The organism is Sorangium sp. So ce321 (assembly GCF_051530195.1).
Lineage (GTDB): Bacteria > Myxococcota_A > Polyangia > Polyangiales > Polyangiaceae > Sorangium.
Window position 1 is genome coordinate 795,050 of sequence record NZ_CP150329.1, and the last position, 19,382, is coordinate 814,431.

Sequence of the window (19,382 nt, forward strand, 5' to 3'; positions counted from 1 at the left end):
CCGAGTCTTGCATGGCGCAGATCGACGTCTTACCCGAGCGGTGATGCAAGCGACCCTGGAGTCAGTGATGCGGATTGTTCACAAATCGATATTTCGGAAGCGCCTGGCCGTGGTTTCCCTCTTCCTGGCGGTGCTCGCCCTCATGGCGTCCGTGGTGGGCTGCCAGCGCTACGACCTGCTCGTCGAGAAGGATCAGATCGCGGCGCAGAAGTGGTCGGATCTCGAGGCGAACCTCCAGCGCCGGTACGACCTCGTCCCGAACCTCGTGGCGGTCGTGAAGGGGTCGGCCAAGCACGAGGAGCAGACGCTGTCGAGCGTCGCCGAGGCGCGCGCCCGCGCGACGAGCGTCCAGCTCAAGGCGGAGGACCTGACCGACCCGGAGAAGGTGCAGGCCTTCCAGAAGGCGCAGGAGCAGCTCAGCGGCTCGCTCTCACGGCTCCTCGTCGTGCAGGAGCAATATCCTGATCTCAAGGCGAACCAGGGCTTCCACAGCCTCCAGGTCCAGCTGGAGGGCATCGAGAACCGAATCCTCCGGGCGCGCGAGGAGTACAACCAGGCGGCGCGCGAGTACAACGCGGAGCTCCTGAAGATCCGGGGCCAGGTGGTGAACAAGGCGACGGGCCAGCCGTTCAAGCCGCGCGTGTACTTCACCGCCTCTCCCGAGGTCCAGTCGGCGCCCAAGGTCTCGTTCTGATGAGGGAGGCGGCGATGCGTCAGGTCGTCTCGAGCGGCGCGCGGCTGCGGGCGGTGGCCAGGGCCATCGCGGCCGCGGTCGCGCTTGTCTGCGCGCTCGTCGCCCGGCCTGCCCTGGCCGACTTCACGCCGCCGGCGCTCACCGGGCACGTCGTCGACACGGCGGGGCGGCTCGACCCGGCCGACATCCGCGCCCTCGACGGGAAGCTCGACGGTATCCGCCGCCAGACCGGGTTCGAGATCGTCGCCTTCGTGGCCGGATCGCTCGAGGGAGAGACGATCGAGGACGTCGCCTACGAGGCGTTCAACGCGTGGCAGCTCGGGCAGCGGGGCGCCGACAACGGCGTCCTCCTGGTGATCGCCCCGTCCGAGCGGCGCGTCCGGATCGAGACGGGCAAGGGCGTGGGCGGGGCGCTCACGGATCTCCAGTCGAACGACATCATCCGGCAGACGATCAACCCGCTGCTCCGGCAGGATCGCTTCCGCGACGCCATCGATCAGGGGACGACCGCGATCGCCGAGGCGCTCGTCGCCGGAACGCCCGAGGAGGAGCGGCGCCCGGCCCCCGGCACGCGGCCGGCGCCCGCCCCGGGCTCGCCGATCAAGGTCGGCGTCACGGTCGTCGCCGTGGTGGCGGGGCTCCTGCTCGCGCTCATCTCGCCCTCCTTCCGCTGGTTCCTGTGGTTCGCCCTGCAAGCGCTGCTCTTCCGGGGCGGCGGCGGCCGGGGTGGGGGCGGCGGCGGTGGATCCGGGTTCGGCGGCGGCGGCGGCGGTCGTTCCGGCGGCGGCGGGTCCAGCGACAGCTACTGACGGCAGGCGCCAGCCGGCGGGCGGACACGACGCGGACGCCCGCCCGGCGCGGAATCCGACGCGGAATGGAGACTTCAGGCTCACGCGATCTCCAGGCGGCGCCTCGACCGGGCGAAGCTACGCTCTCTCTCATGGCTGTTGCTCTCCGCCCTGTCTTCGTCGTCGACGCAGTCCGGACCCCGATCGGCCGTTACGCCGGCGCCCTCGCGACGGTCCGCCCCGACGACCTCGCGGCGTTCGTCCTCGACGCGCTCGTGCGCCGCCATCCTTCGCTCGCGCCGCGCCTCGACCACGTCGTCTTCGGCGCGACGAACCAGGCTGGAGAGGACAACCGCAACGTCGCGCGCATGGCCGCGCTGATCGCCGGCCTCCCGTACGAGGTCCCGGGCGTCACGGTGAACCGACTCTGCGGCTCGGGGCTCGAGGCCGTCGCCGACGCCGCGCGCATGATCGCCACCGGCGAGGCCGACTGCGCTGTCGCGGGGGGCGTCGAGAGCATGACGCGCGCGCCGTTCTCGATGCCCAAGCAGGCCGAGCGCTACGATCGCACCGCGCCGGCCGTCTACGACACGACCCTCGGCTGGCGCTACCCGAACCCGAGGATGGCCGCGCGGTTCGAGCTCCAGTCGATGGGCGAGACGGCCGAGAACGTGGCCAAGAAGCACGGCATCAGCCGCGACGAGCAGGACCGGTTCGCGCTGCTGTCCCACGAGCGCGCCACGCTCGCCTGGGAGTCGGGCGGCTTCGCCGCCGAGGTCGTCGCCGTCCCCGTCCCTCAGAAGAAGGGCAGCCCCGTCCCCTTCGAGCGCGACGAGAGCGTGCGCGTCGACGCCTCGCTCGAGGCGCTGTCGAAGCTCAAGCCAGCCTTCCGCGAGGGCGGATCCGTCACGGCGGGCAACTCGTCGCCCCTCAACGACGGCGCCGCCGCCCTCCTGCTCGCCTCGAGCGAGGCCGTCCAGGCCGCCGGGGTGACGCCGATCGCGCGCGTCATCGCGACGGCGACGGCTGGGGTCGAGCCCAACCTGATGGGGGAGGGGCCGATCCCGGCCGTGAAGAAGCTCCTCCAGCGGACCGGGCTGCGCGTGCCCAACGTGGATCTGTTCGAGCTCAACGAGGCGTTCGCGGCGCAGGCGCTCGCGTGCTCGCGGGCGCTGGAGCTCGACCCGGCGCGCGTGAACGTGCGCGGCGGATCGATCGCGCTCGGACACCCGATCGGCTGCTCGGGCGCGCGCATCGCGTGCACGCTCGTCCACGCGATGCGCGCGCGCGGCGCCAAGGTCGGGGTCGCCTCGCTGTGCATCGGCGTGGGCCAGGGCATCGCGACGCTGTTCGAGCGCGCCTGAGGCAAATTCGCCCCTCTTTCGCGGCCCGAGATGCGCTAAGACCGCCGCATCAGAACACAGCGAGGGGGGCCTTGCGGCTCTCCTCCTTCGGCTGACGGCGCCGCCTCGGCGGCAAGCAACAGGAGAAGGCCCGATGGATTTCCCCCCGATCAATGTGCCCGGCACCGGCCAGCTGCACGCCCGACTGACGACCTCGCTCGGTGACATCGTCGTCCGGCTCGAGGAGCAGCGCGCCCCCAACACCGTCAAGAACTTCGTCGGCCTCGCGACGGGCGCCATCGCCTGGAAGGACCTGAAGACCGGCAAGCAGATGCAGGGCACGCCCTGCTACGACGGCGTCCGCTTTCACCGCGTCATCCCGGGCTTCATGATCCAGTGCGGCGATCCGCTCTCGCGCTACCCGGACATGGCCTCGCGCTGGGGCACGGGCGACGCGGGGTACAAGTTCGCCGACGAGTTCCACCCCGAGCTGCGGCACAGCGGCCCCGGCGTGCTCTCCATGGCGAACTCCGGCAAGAACACGAACGGCGCGCAGTGGTTCATCACCGAGGGGCCGACGCCGCACCTCGACAACAAGCACGCGGTGTTCGGCACGGTCGTGAGCGGCCAGGACATCGTCCACAAGATCGCCAACGTGGCGACCACGCGCGATCGACCGAACCAGGACGTCGTCCTTCAGCGCGTCGAGATCTTCCGGCAGTAGCCGGCGGCGGCCGCATCGATCGCCGCGGGACGCCGTTCAGCGTCGCGCGGCGGTCGGCGCCTCGACCTCACGAAGGAGCTGAGAAACAGTCGGGAAGCAGGGAAGAACGTTCATCTTTCTTCCGGTCCTCCCGCCCGGTCGACCCCCTTCGGGTGTCACCCCGGGACAGGCGTCGCGCTCCGGTCGATCACCGGGCGCAGCAAACGGTGATCCTGTCGTCGCCTGCCGCGACCTCTCCCGTCGGGGCGCCGCCGCGCGGCTGACAGCTGCCGGTGGCGGTCACCTCCGCCGACAGCGAGATGGCGGAGGGCGCATCCTCGGCGCAGCTCCCGTCGAAGGACACGCTCTCGATCGGCCCCTCGCAGCCGGCCTCCCTGAAGAAGGTCAGCGTCGCCGCGCAGCGCACGCCGTCCGCGTCGCAGGTGCACCGCGTGCAGCCGCGGTCGTCGACGACCGAGCTCGCGAACACGTGCCGCTCGTCGAACCCTTGCGGGCAGCGCCGCTCCCCCTCGCGCCAGACGCACACGCCTTGCTCGAACGGCGCGTCGACCTCGCGCGGCGCGCACGCTTCGCCCGCCGCGCAGCCGCCGCTGTCCGGCCCGGGGGCGCACACGAGCCCCTCGGTGCCGAAGCGCGGCGGCGGTACCGTGGCCTCCCCGCCCGACGGGGCGCACCTCGCCGCGTCGGCGTCGGGCGCCTCCCCGCTGTAGCTGCCAGGGTCGATGCCCTGGATGGAGAAGCACTCGTCGGTTGGGACATCCAGCGTCACGTTGAGCCCGTCGCACGAGTCGCCCCGGTACACCGTGACCTCGGGCCTCCCGCACTCCGCGGTCGGCGACGCGCACGAGCACGCGCTGCAGGTCGCAGGCTCGTCCAGGAGATCGCGGCCGCCCACGTCCACCCGCGTGGGGAAGCCCTCGGGGCAGGCGACGTCCGCGGCCGCGGGGCCTGCGTACAGGACGCCGGGCCCCTGCCAGTTCTCGGGGACGGCGACGCAGGCGAACCCGCCGCAGTCGTCGTCGGCGCAGTCGACCGCGCCGTCGTCGTCATCATCGTCGCCGTTCAAGCACTGCTCGGAGCCGCCTCCGCCGCTGCTCGCGGTGCTCGCGGTGCTCGCGGTCGTCCCCTGGCCGCCTCCGTTACCGCCGGATCCGCCGGCCCCGCCGGAGCCGCTCGCGGACGACGCCGGGAAGAGCTCGGGCTCGAACTGATCGAAGTCCTGGGTGCAGGCGCTCGCCGCGAGGAGAGCGACGAGCGCGGTGACGCTTGGAAAAGCAGAGCGGCGCAACACCACCTCCGGGACCGGCGAGCTTCGCCTCGGGGAACGAGGCCGTACCGACGGTATCACGAACCGCCTGCGCCCATGGCGAGCTCCGCGGGCCTGGATCCTCTGCGCCCGTCCGCGGCCCCTTGCTGCGGTGCTCCGTGCCGCGCTGCGCATCGCGCGCCGCGCGCCGCGTCAGCCAGGTGGGAGAGCGCGCGGCTTGTCCGACCAGAGCGTCGTGAGCGTCTCGAGCTCCTGCGCGAGCTCCTCGGTCGCCTTGTGAGCGAGGCGCGCCCGCTCGGCGCCGAGCGCCTCGGCGACGGCCGCGCGCTCCTCCGGCGACAGCCCTTCTGCGTCGCGCATCTGCGCGAGCGCCTCGTCGACGTCGTGCAGCTGGCCGAGGCGGCGCTGCAGCCGTGACGCGGATTTGGCGGTGCGCTCGGCGGGCTCGCCGAAGAGCGGCGAGAACGTCTCCGCGGAGTAGCGCAGCCGCTTGAAGCGGATCCGGAGCGCGTGCATGGCCGCGCCGTCGTTCGGATCGCTCGTCGCGAGCGCGCGCACGTCGTCCAGGGCGTCGCCGATCGCTCGCCGGGCGAGCGCCTTGGCGCCTCGCCGCTTCACCTTGCGCCGCCTGATGCGCCGCTCGAGCCGCGCCAGGTGCGGCTCCAGGCGGAGCTGCTCGCTTGCTGCCGGCAACCTGGCCTGCGGCGCGGCTGCGTCGTCGGCCTGCGGCGCGGCTGCCGCATCCGAGGCGGGCGCGTCGGCCTGCGGCGCGGCTGCGTCGTCGGCTTGCGGCGCGGCCGCCGCATCCGAGGCGGGCGCGTCGGCCTGCGGCGCGGCTGCGTCGCCCGGGCGGTCCTGCCGGAGCAGCTCGACGATGTGGGTACGCGCCTCGTGCTCGCGGTGCGATCGCCGCGCGACCCACGCATCGACGGCGGTCCGCGCCTCCTCGCCCAGCTCGAGCGCGGTGAGCGTCTCGCGCAGCACCTCCTCGTCGCGCAGCGTGCCGGTCGCACGCGCGAACTCCCGGAGCCCGTCGGCGATGGGGCGGAGCCGCCGCTTGCCGTGGATGCGCCGCGCGGGCTTGAGCAGCGTCCGGAGCCGGCGCAGCGAGACCCGGAAGTCGTGCACCGCCTCGACGTCCGGCTCTGCATCCTCGCCCCGCGCGCTCGTGGCGACGACGCGCTGCGCATCGGCGCGGACGCGCTCGATGTGCGAGAGCAGCACCGGCCCCAGGAACTCCGCCGCGGAGAGCTTCGCTCCGCCGCGGTCGCCACCTCCGCCGCGGTCGCCACCCCCGCCGCGGTCGCCAACCCCGCCGCGGTCGCCACCCCCGCCGCGGTCGCCACCCCCGCCGCTGTCGCCGCCCCCGCCGTCGTCGGGCGGCGGGGCGCTCCCCTCGGGGGGCGTCATAGCCGTGTGAGCGCCACCGTCACCAGCGGGCGCCTCCCGAGCTTCGCCTCGATCGTCCGGCGCGCTGCGAGCCGGGCGACCTCGATGATGTCATTGTCGCGGCGCCGCGCGCGCGGATCGCAGTCGTTCACCGCCTGCGCGACAGCGCGCGCCGCCGCCCTCAGCGCGCCGCCCTCGAGCTCCCCGATGACGCCGCGGCCCAGGACCTGCGGCGGCGCCGCGAGGGCGCCGTGCACGTCGACGACCAGCGACACGAACGCCACCCCGGAGCGGCCGAGGTTCGCGCGCTCCCGGAGGACCTCCTCCCCGAGCTCCTCGCCGCCCGCCGTGGCCACGCGGCCGGCGATGGCCCGGCCGCTCCGCCCGAGCGGCTGCGTCTTGCCGACCTCGACGACGTGACCGTTCTCGGCGACGAGCACCTCGGCCACGCCGCGCTCCCGCGCCAGCCCCGCGTGCCGGGTCAGGTGGTGCAGCGCGCCGTGCACCGGGAGGAAGCTGCGCGGCTGGGTGAGGTCGATCATGCGTGCCTGCTCCGTCCGGTGCGCGTGTCCGCTCGCGTGCACGCGCCGATCCGTCGACCACGTCACGAGCTCGACGCCGAGGCGAAGGAGCCCCGCCATCATATCGACGACCGGCCGGTCGTTGCCAGGGATGACGCGGCTCGAGAGGATCACGCGATCCCCCTCTTCGAGGCGCAGGTGCGGGTGCGTCCCCGACGCGAACCGCATCAGCGTGGAGGCGCGCTCGGCCTGGGTGCCGCTCGCGACGACGAGCAGCCGCTCGCGCGGCATCGAGGACGCTACCTCGGGCGGCACGAGCAGATCGCTCGGCCACGGGAGCCGCCCCACCGCCTGCGCCGCCCGGACGTGCGTCTGCACGCTGCGGCCGAGGAGGCAGATCTTGCGGCGCGAGCGGACCGCGGCCTGACCGAGGGCGAGCAGGCGCTGGACGTTGGAGGCGAACACGCCGACCACGACGCGCGCCGGCGCTGTCTCGACGAGCTCGGTGAGCGCGTGGGCGACGTCGCGCTCGCTCCCCGCCTCGCCTGGCGAGTCCACGTTGGTGCTGTCGGAGAGGAGCAGCCTGACCCCGGCGTCGCCGAGCGCGCGGAAGCGCGCCTCGTCCGTCGGCTCGCCGTCGAGCGGCGTCGGGTCCAGCTTGAAGTCCCCGGTGTGCACCACGAGCCCCGCGGCCGTGTGGATCGCGAGCGCCGTGGCGTCGACGATCGAGTGCGTCACCCGGAGCGGCTCCACGACGAAGCCGCCGATGGTGACCTCGCGCCCGACCTGCGTCGGCACGAGCCGCGCCTTGTCGTCGAGCGCGTGCTCGGCGAGCCGGTAGCGGACGAGCTCCAGCGCGTGCGGCGGTCCCCAGACCGGGACGTCGAGGTGGCGCAGGAGGAACGGCAGCCCGCCGATGTGGTCCTCGTGGCCGTGCGTCAGGACGATGCCGCGCACCCGCTCGCGGAGCGCGAGCACGTGATCGAAGCGCGGGTGGTAGACGTCGACGCCGAGGTCGGAGCTCGGGAACGTCACGCCGCAGTCGATGAGCAGCACGCCGTCTGCCTGCTCGAGCGCGAGGCAGTTCATCCCGACCTCGCCGAGGCCTCCGAGAGGCACGAGCCGCAGGGTGGACGGGGCTGGCGGCGGAAGCTGGCTCGGGGCGGGGGCGCTCTGCTCGGGATGCACGTTATCGTGGAGGGGGTCTGCCACCCAGGGCGCCGGGAGCCTACGGCCCGCGGCTTGCTGAGCTGGTCTGTAAGAGAGGAGACGACGGCTTCAGACGTAGAACGAGATCGGCTCGCCGTCCCCTTCGAAACTTAGCGCGACAGTGTAGCCACAGGGTGGCCCCTTGCGTCACGCTCTCTCTTTCCCGCGCCGCGCCAGGCTCGGCGGTGCCGGCCTCACGCCGGCGTCGCCAGAGGCCCCGCGCCGCGCGGTCCGGCGCCAGCGCCCCTTGTCTTTCCCGCTCTTTCCCGCGTCGTGACCGCCGCCCGCCGGCGGAGGCTGATCTGCCTCTCCCCTGAACGTCCCCAGGAGCCAACCGGTGATCGCTGCCCTGCTCATCAATCTCCTCCGCCTGGTCCTGCTCCCGGTCAGCGCGCTCCGCTGGGCGTTTGCTGCACCGCGGGGCGGGTATGTCGTCCTCGAAATCGACGGCCACGTCGTCGATCTTCAGCCTCCCCGGGTCCGGCTCGCCCTCTGGTGGCGCCCCAGAAAGCGGGCCCCGCTCTCGGTGGAGCGCGTCCGGGAGCTCGGCAAGCACCTGATGAAGGACCCGCGCCCGGCGGGGCTCTTGCTCCGGATGCGGTCGGTCCACGCGGGGCCCGCGGTGATCGCCTCGCTGCGGGACGCGCTCCTGGAGATCCGGGCGGGGGGCAAGGACATCGTCGCCTACCTGCCGATGGGCGCCGACAACACCATGCTCCTGCTCGCCTCGGCCGCGCGGGCGATCGTGGTCGGGCCCGAGACGCTCGTGTCGCCGCTCGGGTTCGCGGTGGAGGGCCGGTACGTGCGCCGCGCGCTGGAGCAGGTCGGCGTCGAGCCCGAGGTGTTCGCGAAGGGCATGTACAAGAACGCCGGCGAGGTGCTCGTGCGCGACGCGATGAGCGACGCGCAGCGCGAGCAGGTCGGCGCGCTGCTCGACGCGCGCCTCGGCGACCTCGTCGCGTCGCTCGCCCAGGGGCGGCGCGTCGACCGGGAGACGGTCGCGCGGTGGATCGACGAGGCGCCCTACGGCGCGGAGCGGGCCGTGGCGCGGGGCATCGTCGACGCTGTCGCGTACGAGGACGAGCTCGAGCACATGCTCGCGACGGGGCTGCTCCCTGGCACGATCGCGCCGCGCCGCGCCGAGGTCGACGGGGGCTCGGCCGGCGGGGGCGCGCTCGCGTCCGCCCGGCCCGCGCGCGGGCGCCTCGTGTCCGCGGACCGCTACCTCGGCGCGCGGCGCGCGCTCTCGCTGCGGCCGATGTGGCCGCGTCCGATCATCGGCGTCGTCGAGGTGCACGGCGCGATCGTGAGCCGCGCCCGCTTCCGGGGCGCCTCGCTCGCCAGCGAGGAGCGGCTCGTCGCGAGCCTGCGCGCGGCGCGCCAGAACCCGCGCATCCGGGGGGTCATCCTCCACATCGACTCGCCGGGCGGGTCCGCGCTCGCGTCGGACAGGATCCACCACGAGGTCACCCGCCTCGCCGAGGTGAAGCCGGTCGTGGCGTGCATGTCGAACGTGGCGGCGAGCGGCGGCTACTACGTGGCGGCGGCCGCGCACGCGATCGTCGCGCAGCCGCAGACGATCACGGGGAGCATCGGCGTCGTCTCGGCGCGCTTCGCGCTCGGCCCGCTCCTCGACCGCCTCGGCGTCTCGACCGACGTCGTGAAGCGCGGCGCGCGGGCCGACCTGTTCTCCCCGTCGCGCCGGCTCGACGAGGGGGAGCGGGCGGTGATGGAGCGGGAGCTCGACGCGATCTACGCGACGTTCCTCCGCGTCGTCGCCCGCGGGCGGCGGCGCCCGGTCGAGGAGATCGAGCCGCTCGCGCAGGGGCGCGTCTACAGCGGCGCCGACGCGCAGGCGCGCGGCCTGGTCGACATGCTCGGCGGCTTCGAGCGGGCGCTCCACGAGCTGCGGCAGATGATCGGGCCGAAGGCGGCCGCCATCGAGCCGACGATCGTGCGCGCGTCGCGGTACATCCCGCCGCCGCCGCTGCTGCCGGCGCCGGTGCCGACGCTGCTCGAGCTCGTCGGCCTGCGGTGGGTCGCCGGGGAGGTCGCGCTCGCGATCCACTGCGAGGGGGAGCGGGTGCTCGCGTACTGCGCGGAAGCGGCTGACCTCGACTAGAGAGCGACGGCCGGGCGGGGTGAGTGTGCGCGCGGAGCGTGCACTGGGGCCCCGCCGAACTCGCAAGGACGCTGCTTCCCCTCGCTGCGCGAGGAGAAGCAGCGGCGAGGTGCTCGGACAGCGGCCCGTCCCCAGCCCGCGCCCCCGCACGCACACTCACCCCGCCCGGCTCAAGGGGATGGTTCTCGGCGGGCGATCTGTTGGGAGGCTTTCCTGGACGAGGACGATTTTTGTCTGGAGAAGCTGTGAGTAATCTGTGCGCCTGGTGGGTAGCACTTGTTCAGAACTGCTCAGGGAGCGCTAGGAATCGGCTGTGGAACGGAGGAGGCCCTATATGTGGGCCCTGTTCGGCCGGAGATCCCAACATGTAGCGGTTCTCCTTGACGCAGGGGGCCTTCGCGAGTTTGACTAGCAGGCGGTCAGGCGCTCCCGAACGTCGGCGCACGCCTTTCAGGTATGAAGCCTGAAACTATGCTCACTGGTCTGAAGACAGAACGTTTGAGCAGGTAGTCGGGGAGAAGCGACGAGGACCCAGGAGATCGAGGCGATGTGCGCCTCGGTGCTCTCCAGGGAACTCTTTGTGCTTTCGGTAGGACCCGGGTCACCGACAGGTGCGGTGGCTCACAGGAGGACTTGGAAATGGCCCAGTCGGCAGTTGTGGGTGACGGCGGTAAGCTTCCCGCCGGGAACGGCAAGATGACGGCGCGGACGAAGGAAGAAGGAGGGGCCCGTCCGGCGACCGGGGGGGCTGCCAAGGCGCAAACCAACGGCGCGGCCGCGAGCAAGGCCGCGAAGAAGGGGACCTCCCGACCTCGCGGGCTCGGGTTCGAGCGGCGGTTCACGCATCGCGGCGTGGATCCGCTCGACGAGGTCACCTGGGAGCGCCGCTCGAGCGTCATCACCAACCCCGACGGCTCGGTCGTCTTCAAGATGGAAGGGGCCGAGATCCCCGCCGGCTGGTCGCAGCTCGCCACCGACATCGTCGTTTCCAAGTACTTCCGCAAGGCGGGCATCCACGGCAAGAAGGAACTCGGCGAGACGAGCGTCCGTCAGGTCGTGCACCGGCTCGCGCGCACCATCCGCGAGGCGGGCGAGCACTTCGGCGGCTACTTCGCCTCGGCCAAGGAAGCCGACACCTTCGAGGCGGAGCTCGCGTACCTGCTCGTCCACCAGTACGGCGCGTTCAACTCGCCCGTCTGGTTCAACTGCGGGCTCTACCACCGCTACGGGATCGAGGGCTCCGGCGGCAACTACGCCTGGAACGAGGCCTCGGCCGACGCGGGGAACGGGGGCGCCGCCCTGAAGCCGGGCGCCTCCGCGCCACGTACGGGCGCGGCGGGCGCGGTCGACGAGATCGTCGAGACCCGGAACGCCTACGAGCGGCCGCAGTGCTCCGCGTGCTTCATCCAGGCGGTCCAGGACGACCTGATGAGCATCTACGACCTCGTGAAGAGCGAGGCCCGGCTGTTCAAGTACGGGTCGGGGACGGGGACGAACTTCAGCGCGATCCGCGGCAAGCAGGAGAAGCTCTCGGGCGGCGGGACGAGCTCGGGGCTCATGAGCTTCCTCGAGGTGTTCGACCGCGCCGCCGGCGCGACCAAGAGCGGCGGGACGACGCGGCGCGCCGCCAAGATGGTCTGCCTCGACATGGACCACCCGGAGATCGTCGACTTCATCCAGTGGAAGGTCCGCGAGGAGAAGAAGGCGATGGCGCTCATCGCCTCGGGGTACCCCTCCGACTTCAACGGCGAGGCCTACCACACCGTCAGCGGGCAGAACTCCAACAACTCGGTGCGCGTGAGCGACGAGTTCATGCGCGCGGCGGCGACGGGCGCCTCGTGGGAGACGCGCTCGCGGACGACCGGCGAGGTCGTCGACACGCTGAGCGCCAAGGACCTCTGGCGCCATATCGCCGAGGCGGCGTGGGGCTGCGCCGACCCGGGCGTGCAGTACGACACGACCATCAACCGCTGGCACACCTGCCCGAACACGGCGCGCATCAACGCCTCGAACCCGTGCTCGGAGTACATGTTCCTCGACGACTCGGCCTGCAACCTGTCGAGCCTGAACCTGACCAAGTTCCTCCGCCAGGACGGCTCGTTCGACATCGACGGCTACCGCCACGCCGTGCGGGTCTTCTTCGTCGCCCAGGAGATCCTCGTCGACTTCTCGGCCTACCCGACCCGGGGCATCGCGAAGAACTCGCACGACTACCGCCCGCTCGGGCTCGGTTACGCCAACCTGGGCACCCTGCTCATGCTGCAGGGCATCCCGTACGACTCCGACCAGGGGCGCTCGGTCGCGGGCGCGCTCACCGCGATCCTCTGCGGCCATGCCTACCGGGTCTCGGCCGAGATGGCCGCCGCGAAGGGGGCGTTCGCTGGCTTCGCGAAGAACCGCGAGCCGATGCTCCGGGTGATGGGCATGCACCGCGACGCCGCGTACGCGCTCGATCGCGACCGCTGCCCGGAGTCGCTCTGGCGGGCGGCGTGCGCCGACTGGGACGAGGCGGTGCGGCTCGGGCAGGAGCACGGCTACCGCAACGCCCAGGCGACGGTGCTCGCGCCGACCGGCACCATCGGCCTCCTGATGGACTGCGACACGACGGGCATCGAGCCCGACTTCTCGCTCGTGAAGTTCAAGAAGCTCGCCGGCGGCGGCTACTTCAAGATCGTGAACCAGTCCGTCCCCGAGGCGCTGCGGCGGCTCGGCTACCCCGAGGCGGAGGTGCAGGAGATCGTCGCCTACGTGTCCGGCACGAACACCCTCCTGGCGGCGCCGCACGTGAACCGGGCGTCGCTCAAGGCCAAGGGGCTCAACAACGACGACCTCGCGAAGGTCGAGGCCGCCATCCCGGGCGTCTTCGATCTGGATCTCGCCTTCGGTCCCTGGATCCTCGGCGAGGAGGCCTACGACAGGCTCGGCGTCTCCAAGGAGTCGCGGGCGCGCTTCGGCTTCTCGCTGCTCCAGCACCTCGGCTTCTCGCCCGCGGAGATCGAGGAGGCGAACGAGACGATCATCGGCCGCATGACCGTGGAGGGGGCGCCGCACCTGCGCGAGGAGCACTACGCGGTGTTCGACTGCGCGAACCGCTGCGGCAAGAAGGGCCGGCGGTACCTCGCGCCGATGGCGCACGTCCGCATGATGGCCGCCGCGCAGCCGTTCCTGTCCGGCGCGATCTCGAAGACGGTGAACCTGCCGAACGAGGCGACGGTCGATGAAGTGCAGCGGATCTACGAGGAGGGGTGGCGCCTCGGGCTCAAGGCGGTCGCGCTCTACCGCGACGGCTGCAAGGCGTCGCAGCCGCTCTCGTCGACCTCGAGCTCGAGCGACGGCAAGGGGACGGACACGAAGAGCAAGGCCGACAAGGCCGAGATCGCCGGGCCCGTCCTCCAGGCGGCGACCGCGCTGGCCAGCCAGGCGCGCCCGCGCTCGCCCTCGGATGCGGCGCCCGAGCGGTTCCGCCTGCCCAGGAAGCGCAAGGGCTTCACGCAGGAGGCGCGCGTCGGCGGGCACAAGATCTACCTGCGCACCGGCGAGTACGACGACGGGACGCTCGGCGAGATCTTCATCGACCTCCACAAGGAGGGGGCCGCGTTCCGCTCGATGATGAACTGCTTCGCCATGGCGGTGTCGATCGGGCTCCAGTACGGCGTGCCGCTCGAGACGTTCGTCGAGCAGTACACCTTCACCCGCTTCGAGCCGCAGGGCGTCGTCGAGGGGCACGACTACGTGAAGTTCTCGACGTCGATCGTGGACTACCTCTTCCGCGTGCTCGGGGTCGAGTACCTGAACCGCTACGACCTCGCCCACGTCCAGCCGGTCACCTCGGCCATGGAGGACCCGGTCGAGTCGCGCGCACAGGAGAGCGGCGTGGCGTCGTTCTCGCAGAGCTCCTCGGGGGCTGCGCTGCTCGACGGCGGGGGAAGGGCGTCGAGCGCGCTCGACGCGCAGCTCGAGGACATGATGGGCGACGCGCCCGTGTGCGACGGCTGCGGGCACATCACCGTGCGCAACGGGGCCTGCTACAAGTGCCTCAACTGCGGCAACAGCATGGGTTGCAGCTAGTAGGCGACGGGCGGGGGTGGGGGTGACGTGGGAGGGGCTGGCGGGAGGCCCTTCCCACGAACTCGCGCCTCTTGGTGGCTAGTGCCGCGTGAACCGGGGAGCCGGGCCAGGACGGGGATCGCTGCGCTGCGGGCCGGCGCTCGGATTCGTGAGGCCCTTCCCCCGCCAGCCCCTCCCACGTCACCCCCACCCCCGCCGACTCGGGGGAAGGGGGGGGGCGAGGAGCGATCGCCTGGGTGATCGCGGACGGCTGGGCGGGGAACATGGATCGCTGGCGGTGAGCGCGGACGCCGGCGATGAAGCGGGGGGCGCGCTGCGCGGGGGCGCTGCGGGTACGTCCGTACGCGCTTCTACCTGGCCAGCCGGATGGCTGCGGTCTGCGAAGCTTTGTAGAAGACTGCGCATGATCCGGTCGCGCTCGTTCATTGCCTTTGTCGTCATCACCTGCGGCTTGCTGTCCGGCGCTTGCCAGAAAGAAGAAGCGGAGCCGGAGGCGATCCCGGCACCCGCACAGTCGGTCGCGCCGGTCGCCGCCGACCCCGTGCCCGCCGCGACACCAGCGCCCGCTGCAACCCCGGAGCCCGCCGCAGCCCAGGAGCCCGCGGCAGCGGCATCCGCCGCGACGGCAGACGCAGACGCGGGGGCGGGGGCGGCCGAGGGGACGACGGGGACGGCAGCTCCCCGTGGGAGCGGCGCCTCCATCCAGGCGTGCTGCACCGCGCTCCACGCGGTGGCCACCAAGTCGGGGAAGTCGTCAGAGGCCAAGTCGAAGGCGGCAACGGCATCCCACCTCTGCGCCGGGATCGAGAAGCTCGTGCAGAGCGGGAAGACCCCGCGCGCCAAGGCGCTCACCCAGATCCGAGCGAGCCTCGCCGGGACCACGCCGCCCGCCGAGTGCAACTGAGCCGCGGTACGGAACGGCGCCGCGGAGGCCGCGCCCAGGAGCTGTCATGCCCTCCCAGCGGGTTACCGATCGTCAGAAGAGCGCCAGCTCGGTCGTCGCGGCGGGCGAGACCCACGCCGACCGGATCGCCACCGACATCGAGGCGTTGCTCTCTCCCTACCTCCGCAAGGGAGAGCAGATGCCGAACATCGCCCTCCTCACTCAGCTCGTCGTCCGCGCCCTCGCCGACGCGCGCGATCGCATGGTAACGGCCGACGAGATCCTCGTGGGCGAGCTCGCCGACGATGGCGCTCCGCGGGAGGGACGCGACGAGGTCGCCCACGAGCTCCACGACGAGCTCGACGACCTCCGCGACTGGCTCACCGGCCTGTACGGCAACGCGGCCCTCAAGCACCTGGGGTTCGCGGAGGCCACCCCGCGTGATCCGGTGCAGCTGGAGCGCTTCGCCGGCGAGGTGACGCGCGCGCTCAGCAGCAAGGAGCTGCCGAGGCCCCGCCGCAAGGGGGTCCGCTGGGACGCCGACGACGCTGTGCTCCGGATCGAGCGGCTGCGCGACGCGCTCCTCAGCCACCTGAAGGACGTGGCGCGCGAGGCGCGCGAGGCCAAGGCGACGCGGATGGCCAAGAGCACGACCATCGCGCTGTATGACGAGCGCTTCGGCCGCGTCGCGACGTTCCTGGGAGGGCTCTTCCGGCTGGCGGGCCACACCGACCTGGCCAACCACGTGCGCCCCTCGTCGCGCCGATCCGGACAGACCGAGGTGGACGCGACGCCACCGGAGCCAGGCAGCGCCGCGCCGGGAGAGCTCGAGCGCCCCGCGCTCGCGGACGATCAGCGCTCGGACGGATAGCTGGCCCATCGCCGCGCGGTCGCGCGGCGCCAGGAGCGATCGCGCGGCGCCAGGAGCGATCGCGCGGCGCCAGGAGCGATCGCGCGGCGCCAGGAGCGGTCGCGATCCAGGGCCAGGAGCGGCCGCGATCACGCAGGACCAGGAGCGGTCGAGATCTAGGGGCCAGGAGCGGCCGCGAGCACGCGGGGCCAGGAGCGGCCGCGCGCTGCTCGCTCGGCGCCGTCACGCGAAGTGATCGTACCCCCGCGCCTCGACGCTCGTCAGCTGCCCGTCCGGCCCGAGCAGCGCCACGGCGCTAGCGCCCTCCTCGCGCGGCGCGCAGCGGCCGATCGCCACGAAGCCGGGGAGCGACCCGACGTCAGGACCCGCGACCGCGATCGCGTAGTCCTCGCCGCCGTGGAGCGCGAGCTCCAGCGCATCCGCGCCGAACAGCGCGGCGGCCTCGCGCAGGTCAGCGCTCACGAGCGCCGCTGGATCGAGCAGCGCGCGCACGCCGCTCGCGCGCGCGAGGTGCGCGAGGTCCGCGGCGAGGCCGTCGGAGACGTCGATCGCCGCGCGCGCGCGGCCGCCCGCTGCCGCGCGGAGGCCCGCGTCGATGCGCGCCACCGGCCGGCGAAACGCGTGGACCGCCCGCTCGGCCGCCGCGCCGGCCGGCGACATGCCCCGGTCGAGCAGCGCGAACCCCGCCGCGGCGAGGCCGACCGGGCCCGCCAGCGCCAGCGCGTCCCCGGGGCGCGCGCCGTCGCGCCGCAGCGGCGCTGCCGCCGCGCCGAGCGCCGTCGTGGTGATCGAGATCTCGCCGCCCCGGGAGAGGTTCCCGCCGATGATCGCCGCGCCGATCTCGTCGCACGCGGCGCGCTGGCCCCGGGCGAGGGCGCCGAGCTCGTCGTCGCTCACGTCCCGAGGCAGCACCAGCGCCGCGAGCAGGCCGACCGGGCGCGCACCCATCGCCGCGAGATCGCTCGCCGCCGCCATCGTCGCCCGGTAGCCGAGATCCTCGAAGCTCAGCAGATCGCGCCGGAAATGCACGCCCTCGACCGCGCTGTCGATCGTCCAGACGAGCGGCTCCGCGGCGCCGCCCGGCGGGGACGCGGGCGCGATGATCGCGGCGTCGTCGCCGATGCCGCAGAGCACATGGGCGCCCGCCCCGCCGCCGAGCGCGGCGCGCAGCATCTCGATGCGCGTCCACTCGGAGCGCGCGGTCATTGGAAGATGGGCGGCGCGACGCTGTTCGCCGGCGAGCCCGCGACCGTGGGCAGCTTGACCACGAACACGGTGCCGCGCGGCTCGTTCGGCTCGATGCGGACGGTGCCGCTGTGCGCCTCGACCAGGCGCTTGACGATCGAGAGACCGAGGCCGGTGCCGCCGTGCTCCCGGGTCGAGCTCTGATCGATCTGGTAGAACGGGTCGAACACCTTCAAGCGCTCGCCGACCGGGATGCCGACGCCCGTGTCCACGACGCGGATCTCGACCGCCTGCTGGAGCGGCGCGACGAGCACCAGCCCGGGGAGGTCGTCCGTGTCGTCGCTCACGGCGCGCGCGACGAGCAACACCGCGCCGCCCGCCTCGGTGAACTTCACCGCGTTTTCGACGAGGTTGATGAACACCTGCCGCAGCCGGTCGCTGTCCCCGAGCACCGGCGGGAGATCGCTCTCGGCGTGGATCCGCAGCTCGACCCCCTTCTTCGCGGCCGCCGGCGCGATGGTCGACGCCGCCTCGAGGAGGACCGGGCCGACCGCCACCTCGCTGCGGTGCACGATCAGCGTGCCGCTCTCCAGCTTCGAGAGATCCAGCAGGCTCATGATGAGCCCGAGCAGCTGCTCGCTCTTCGACCGGATCGTCTCGATGAACTCGCGCTGCTCGCCGGTCAGGGGCCCGCCGATGCCCTCGGCGAGCATCTCGCTGTAGCCCATGATCGACGTGAGCGGCGTCCGGAGCTCGTGCGACACCGTGGCCAGGAAGTTCGACTTGAGCCGATCGAGCTCCTTCAGCCGCTCGTACGCCTGCTGCAGCTCGGCGTTCTTCTGCGAGAGCTCGCGGAAGCTCTCGCGGATCGACGCGACGTGCATCGTCGAGGTGAGGAGCGACTTGTGCCCGCTGAACAGGATGAGATCGAGGACGGAGCGGAGGTGGTCCGCGATCTGGCCGAGCCGCTCCGGCCGGAGCCTCGCCACCCGAGAAGGCCCCTCCACCGCGCGGCAAGGGTCGACGTCGACCTGCGCCGCCGCCTCGGCCTGCGCCGCCGCCTCGGCCTGCGCCAGAGAGGCGGCCGCGGCGTCCTCCGGCAGGTAGGGACCGAGGACCGAGCGGCCGATCGTGCGGCCGTCATACTCGATCGGGAACACCTGGTAGAGCGCGCCGGTGAAGGGCGCTTCCGCGAGCTCGGCGCCCGACTCCGCGAGCGTCGCGCCGCCGGTCGACTGGATCCGGATCGGCAGGCCGAACAGCTTATGGAACGAGGCGGCCATCTCCCCGAGGGCCTGGCGATCGACGAGATCCTCCAGCGAGAGCGGGCCGATGCCGACCAGATCGACCACCGGCGCCGCCGCGGGGGGCGGCAGCGTCGAGGGCTCCGGGGTGCTCGGCGGCGGCCCGTCGCGCTTGGACGAGGCAGGCGCGTCGGCGACGCGGGCCGACGGCATCGGCGCGGAGCTCGGCACGCTGAGGAGATCCTCGTCGTCGAGGCCGAAGTCGACCGGCGTCCCCTTGTGGGCGTCGGGCCTCATGGAATGCCGCCCATTCGCCTCGCGAGGAGGTCGTTCACCGAGCTCGACACCCCGAGCTGGCGGACCGCGCTGTTCAGGAGCTCCTCGCCGCTGATCGACAGCCGCTTCGAGAGCTGGTGCGTCTGATCGAGCGTCTCCCACGTGAGGTGGAGCAGGCCCATGAACGTCTCCACCGTGCCCACGCCGCGGGTCGCGATCGCCCGGTACACCGGCTCCTTGCCGCGCGCCGCGAGCCGCGCCAGCTCCTCGTCGCTCCGGATGTCGGGGAGGTCGCGCTTGTTGAACTGGATGACGAGCGGCATCCTCGCGAGATCGAGGCCGTTCTCCCGCAGGTTCTGGCGGAGGTCGAAGAACGCCTCGGCGTTGCGCTGCGTCTCGGAGGTCTGCGAGTCGGCGATCAGCGCGACCCCGTCCGCCCCCTGGAGCACGAGCCGCCGCGTGGCCGCGTGCATCGGCTGTCCGGGCACGGTGAACAGCTTGATGCGGAGCGAGACGTCGCCGTCCTTCGCGCGGAAGGTGAGCGGCAGGAGATCGAAGAACAGCGTGCGATCGTCCTGCGTCTCGAGGGTCATCAGCCGTCCGCGAGCGTCCGACCCGGCGAGGCCGTGCAGCGAGACGAGGTTCGTCGTCTTGCCGCTGAGCGCCGGGCCGTAATAGACGAGCTTGATCGTCACTTCACGGGCTGCGAAGTCGAGCTGCACAGCCGCATTCTCGCATGAGCGACGGACGATTGGATATGGTCACGGCGCCCGGACGAGGAAGCCGGGCGCCGTCTCC

14 protein-coding genes are annotated in these 19,382 nt (G+C 72.6%); 8 read left to right on the forward strand and 6 right to left on the reverse strand.

Translation table 11 applies throughout. The features are described 5' to 3' along the window. Positions 1–109: 109 nt before the first annotated feature. The 4 genes from WME89_RS03080 (at position 110) to WME89_RS03095 (ending at position 3,549) form a co-directional block, all read left to right on the forward strand. On the forward strand, positions 110–694 hold the full coding sequence (locus WME89_RS03080; RefSeq protein WP_438007790.1) for a LemA family protein: 585 nt from the start codon (positions 110–112) through the stop codon (positions 692–694). 14 nt (positions 695–708) lie between these two features. Then, entirely contained in the window at positions 709–1,503 is a 795-nt protein-coding gene (locus WME89_RS03085) for a TPM domain-containing protein (RefSeq protein ID WP_438007791.1), read from the forward strand. A gap of 131 nt (positions 1,504–1,634) precedes the next feature. Then, positions 1,635–2,846 (forward strand): thiolase family protein, encoded by a 1,212-nt coding sequence (locus WME89_RS03090; RefSeq protein ID WP_438007792.1) that lies wholly within the window; start codon positions 1,635–1,637, stop codon positions 2,844–2,846. A gap of 133 nt (positions 2,847–2,979) precedes the next feature. After that, a complete protein-coding gene (locus WME89_RS03095) occupies positions 2,980–3,549 on the forward strand; it encodes a peptidylprolyl isomerase (RefSeq protein ID WP_438007793.1) in 570 nt (189 codons plus the stop codon). Positions 3,550–3,736: 187 nt separating this feature from the next. Here WME89_RS03095 and WME89_RS03100 read toward each other — a convergent pair whose 3' ends face one another. The 3 genes from WME89_RS03100 to WME89_RS03110 all read right to left on the reverse strand — a co-directional run bounded on the left by WME89_RS03100 (position 3,737) and on the right by WME89_RS03110 (position 7,938). Next, positions 3,737–4,837: a hypothetical protein gene (locus WME89_RS03100; RefSeq protein ID WP_438007794.1), complete on the reverse strand. Its 1,101-nt coding sequence runs from the start codon at positions 4,835–4,837 to the stop codon at positions 3,737–3,739. A 171-nt stretch (positions 4,838–5,008) separates the two neighbouring features. Next, entirely contained in the window at positions 5,009–6,226 is a 1,218-nt protein-coding gene (locus WME89_RS03105; protein WP_438007795.1) for a CHAD domain-containing protein, read from the reverse strand. Then, positions 6,223–7,938 carry a ribonuclease J gene (locus WME89_RS03110; RefSeq protein WP_438007796.1) on the reverse strand — a complete coding sequence of 572 codons (1,716 nt, stop codon included), beginning with the start codon at positions 7,936–7,938 and terminating at the stop codon, positions 6,223–6,225. Before WME89_RS03110 ends, WME89_RS03105 begins: the two co-directional genes overlap by 4 nt. Before the next feature lie 334 nt (positions 7,939–8,272). On the opposite strand from WME89_RS03110, the gene sppA reads away from it, so the two are divergent. The 4 genes from sppA (at position 8,273) to WME89_RS03130 (ending at position 15,879) form a co-directional block, all read left to right on the forward strand. Beyond that, on the forward strand, positions 8,273–10,057 hold the full coding sequence (gene sppA / locus WME89_RS03115; RefSeq protein WP_438007797.1) for a signal peptide peptidase SppA: 1,785 nt from the start codon (positions 8,273–8,275) through the stop codon (positions 10,055–10,057). Positions 10,058–10,696: 639 nt separating this feature from the next. Next, positions 10,697–14,125, forward strand: a complete 3,429-nt coding sequence (locus WME89_RS03120; RefSeq protein WP_438007798.1) for a vitamin B12-dependent ribonucleotide reductase — start codon at positions 10,697–10,699, stop codon at positions 14,123–14,125. Between the two features lie 403 nt (positions 14,126–14,528). Continuing rightward, positions 14,529–15,029, forward strand: coding sequence for a hypothetical protein (locus WME89_RS03125; RefSeq protein ID WP_438007799.1), 501 nt, complete (start codon positions 14,529–14,531; stop codon positions 15,027–15,029). 46 nt (positions 15,030–15,075) lie between these two features. Next, the gene (locus WME89_RS03130; RefSeq protein WP_438007800.1) at positions 15,076–15,879 is read left to right on the forward strand and encodes a hypothetical protein; all 804 of its coding nucleotides are present in this window, start codon (positions 15,076–15,078) and stop codon (positions 15,877–15,879) included. 222 nt (positions 15,880–16,101) lie between these two features. Here the strand turns inward: WME89_RS03130 and thiL are convergent, their stop codons facing one another. The 3 genes from thiL to WME89_RS03145 are packed head-to-tail and all read right to left on the reverse strand — an operon-like array spanning position 16,102 to position 19,306. Continuing rightward, positions 16,102–17,085 carry a thiamine-phosphate kinase gene (thiL, locus tag WME89_RS03135; protein ID WP_438007801.1) on the reverse strand — a complete coding sequence of 328 codons (984 nt, stop codon included), beginning with the start codon at positions 17,083–17,085 and terminating at the stop codon, positions 16,102–16,104. After that, positions 17,082–18,605: a sensor histidine kinase gene (locus WME89_RS03140; protein WP_438007802.1), complete on the reverse strand. Its 1,524-nt coding sequence runs from the start codon at positions 18,603–18,605 to the stop codon at positions 17,082–17,084. The genes thiL and WME89_RS03140 overlap by 4 nt, the downstream gene beginning before the upstream one ends. Next, positions 18,602–19,306 carry a GTP-binding protein gene (locus WME89_RS03145; RefSeq protein ID WP_437654221.1) on the reverse strand — a complete coding sequence of 235 codons (705 nt, stop codon included), beginning with the start codon at positions 19,304–19,306 and terminating at the stop codon, positions 18,602–18,604. Before WME89_RS03145 ends, WME89_RS03140 begins: the two co-directional genes overlap by 4 nt. Positions 19,307–19,382: the final 76 nt, after the last annotated feature.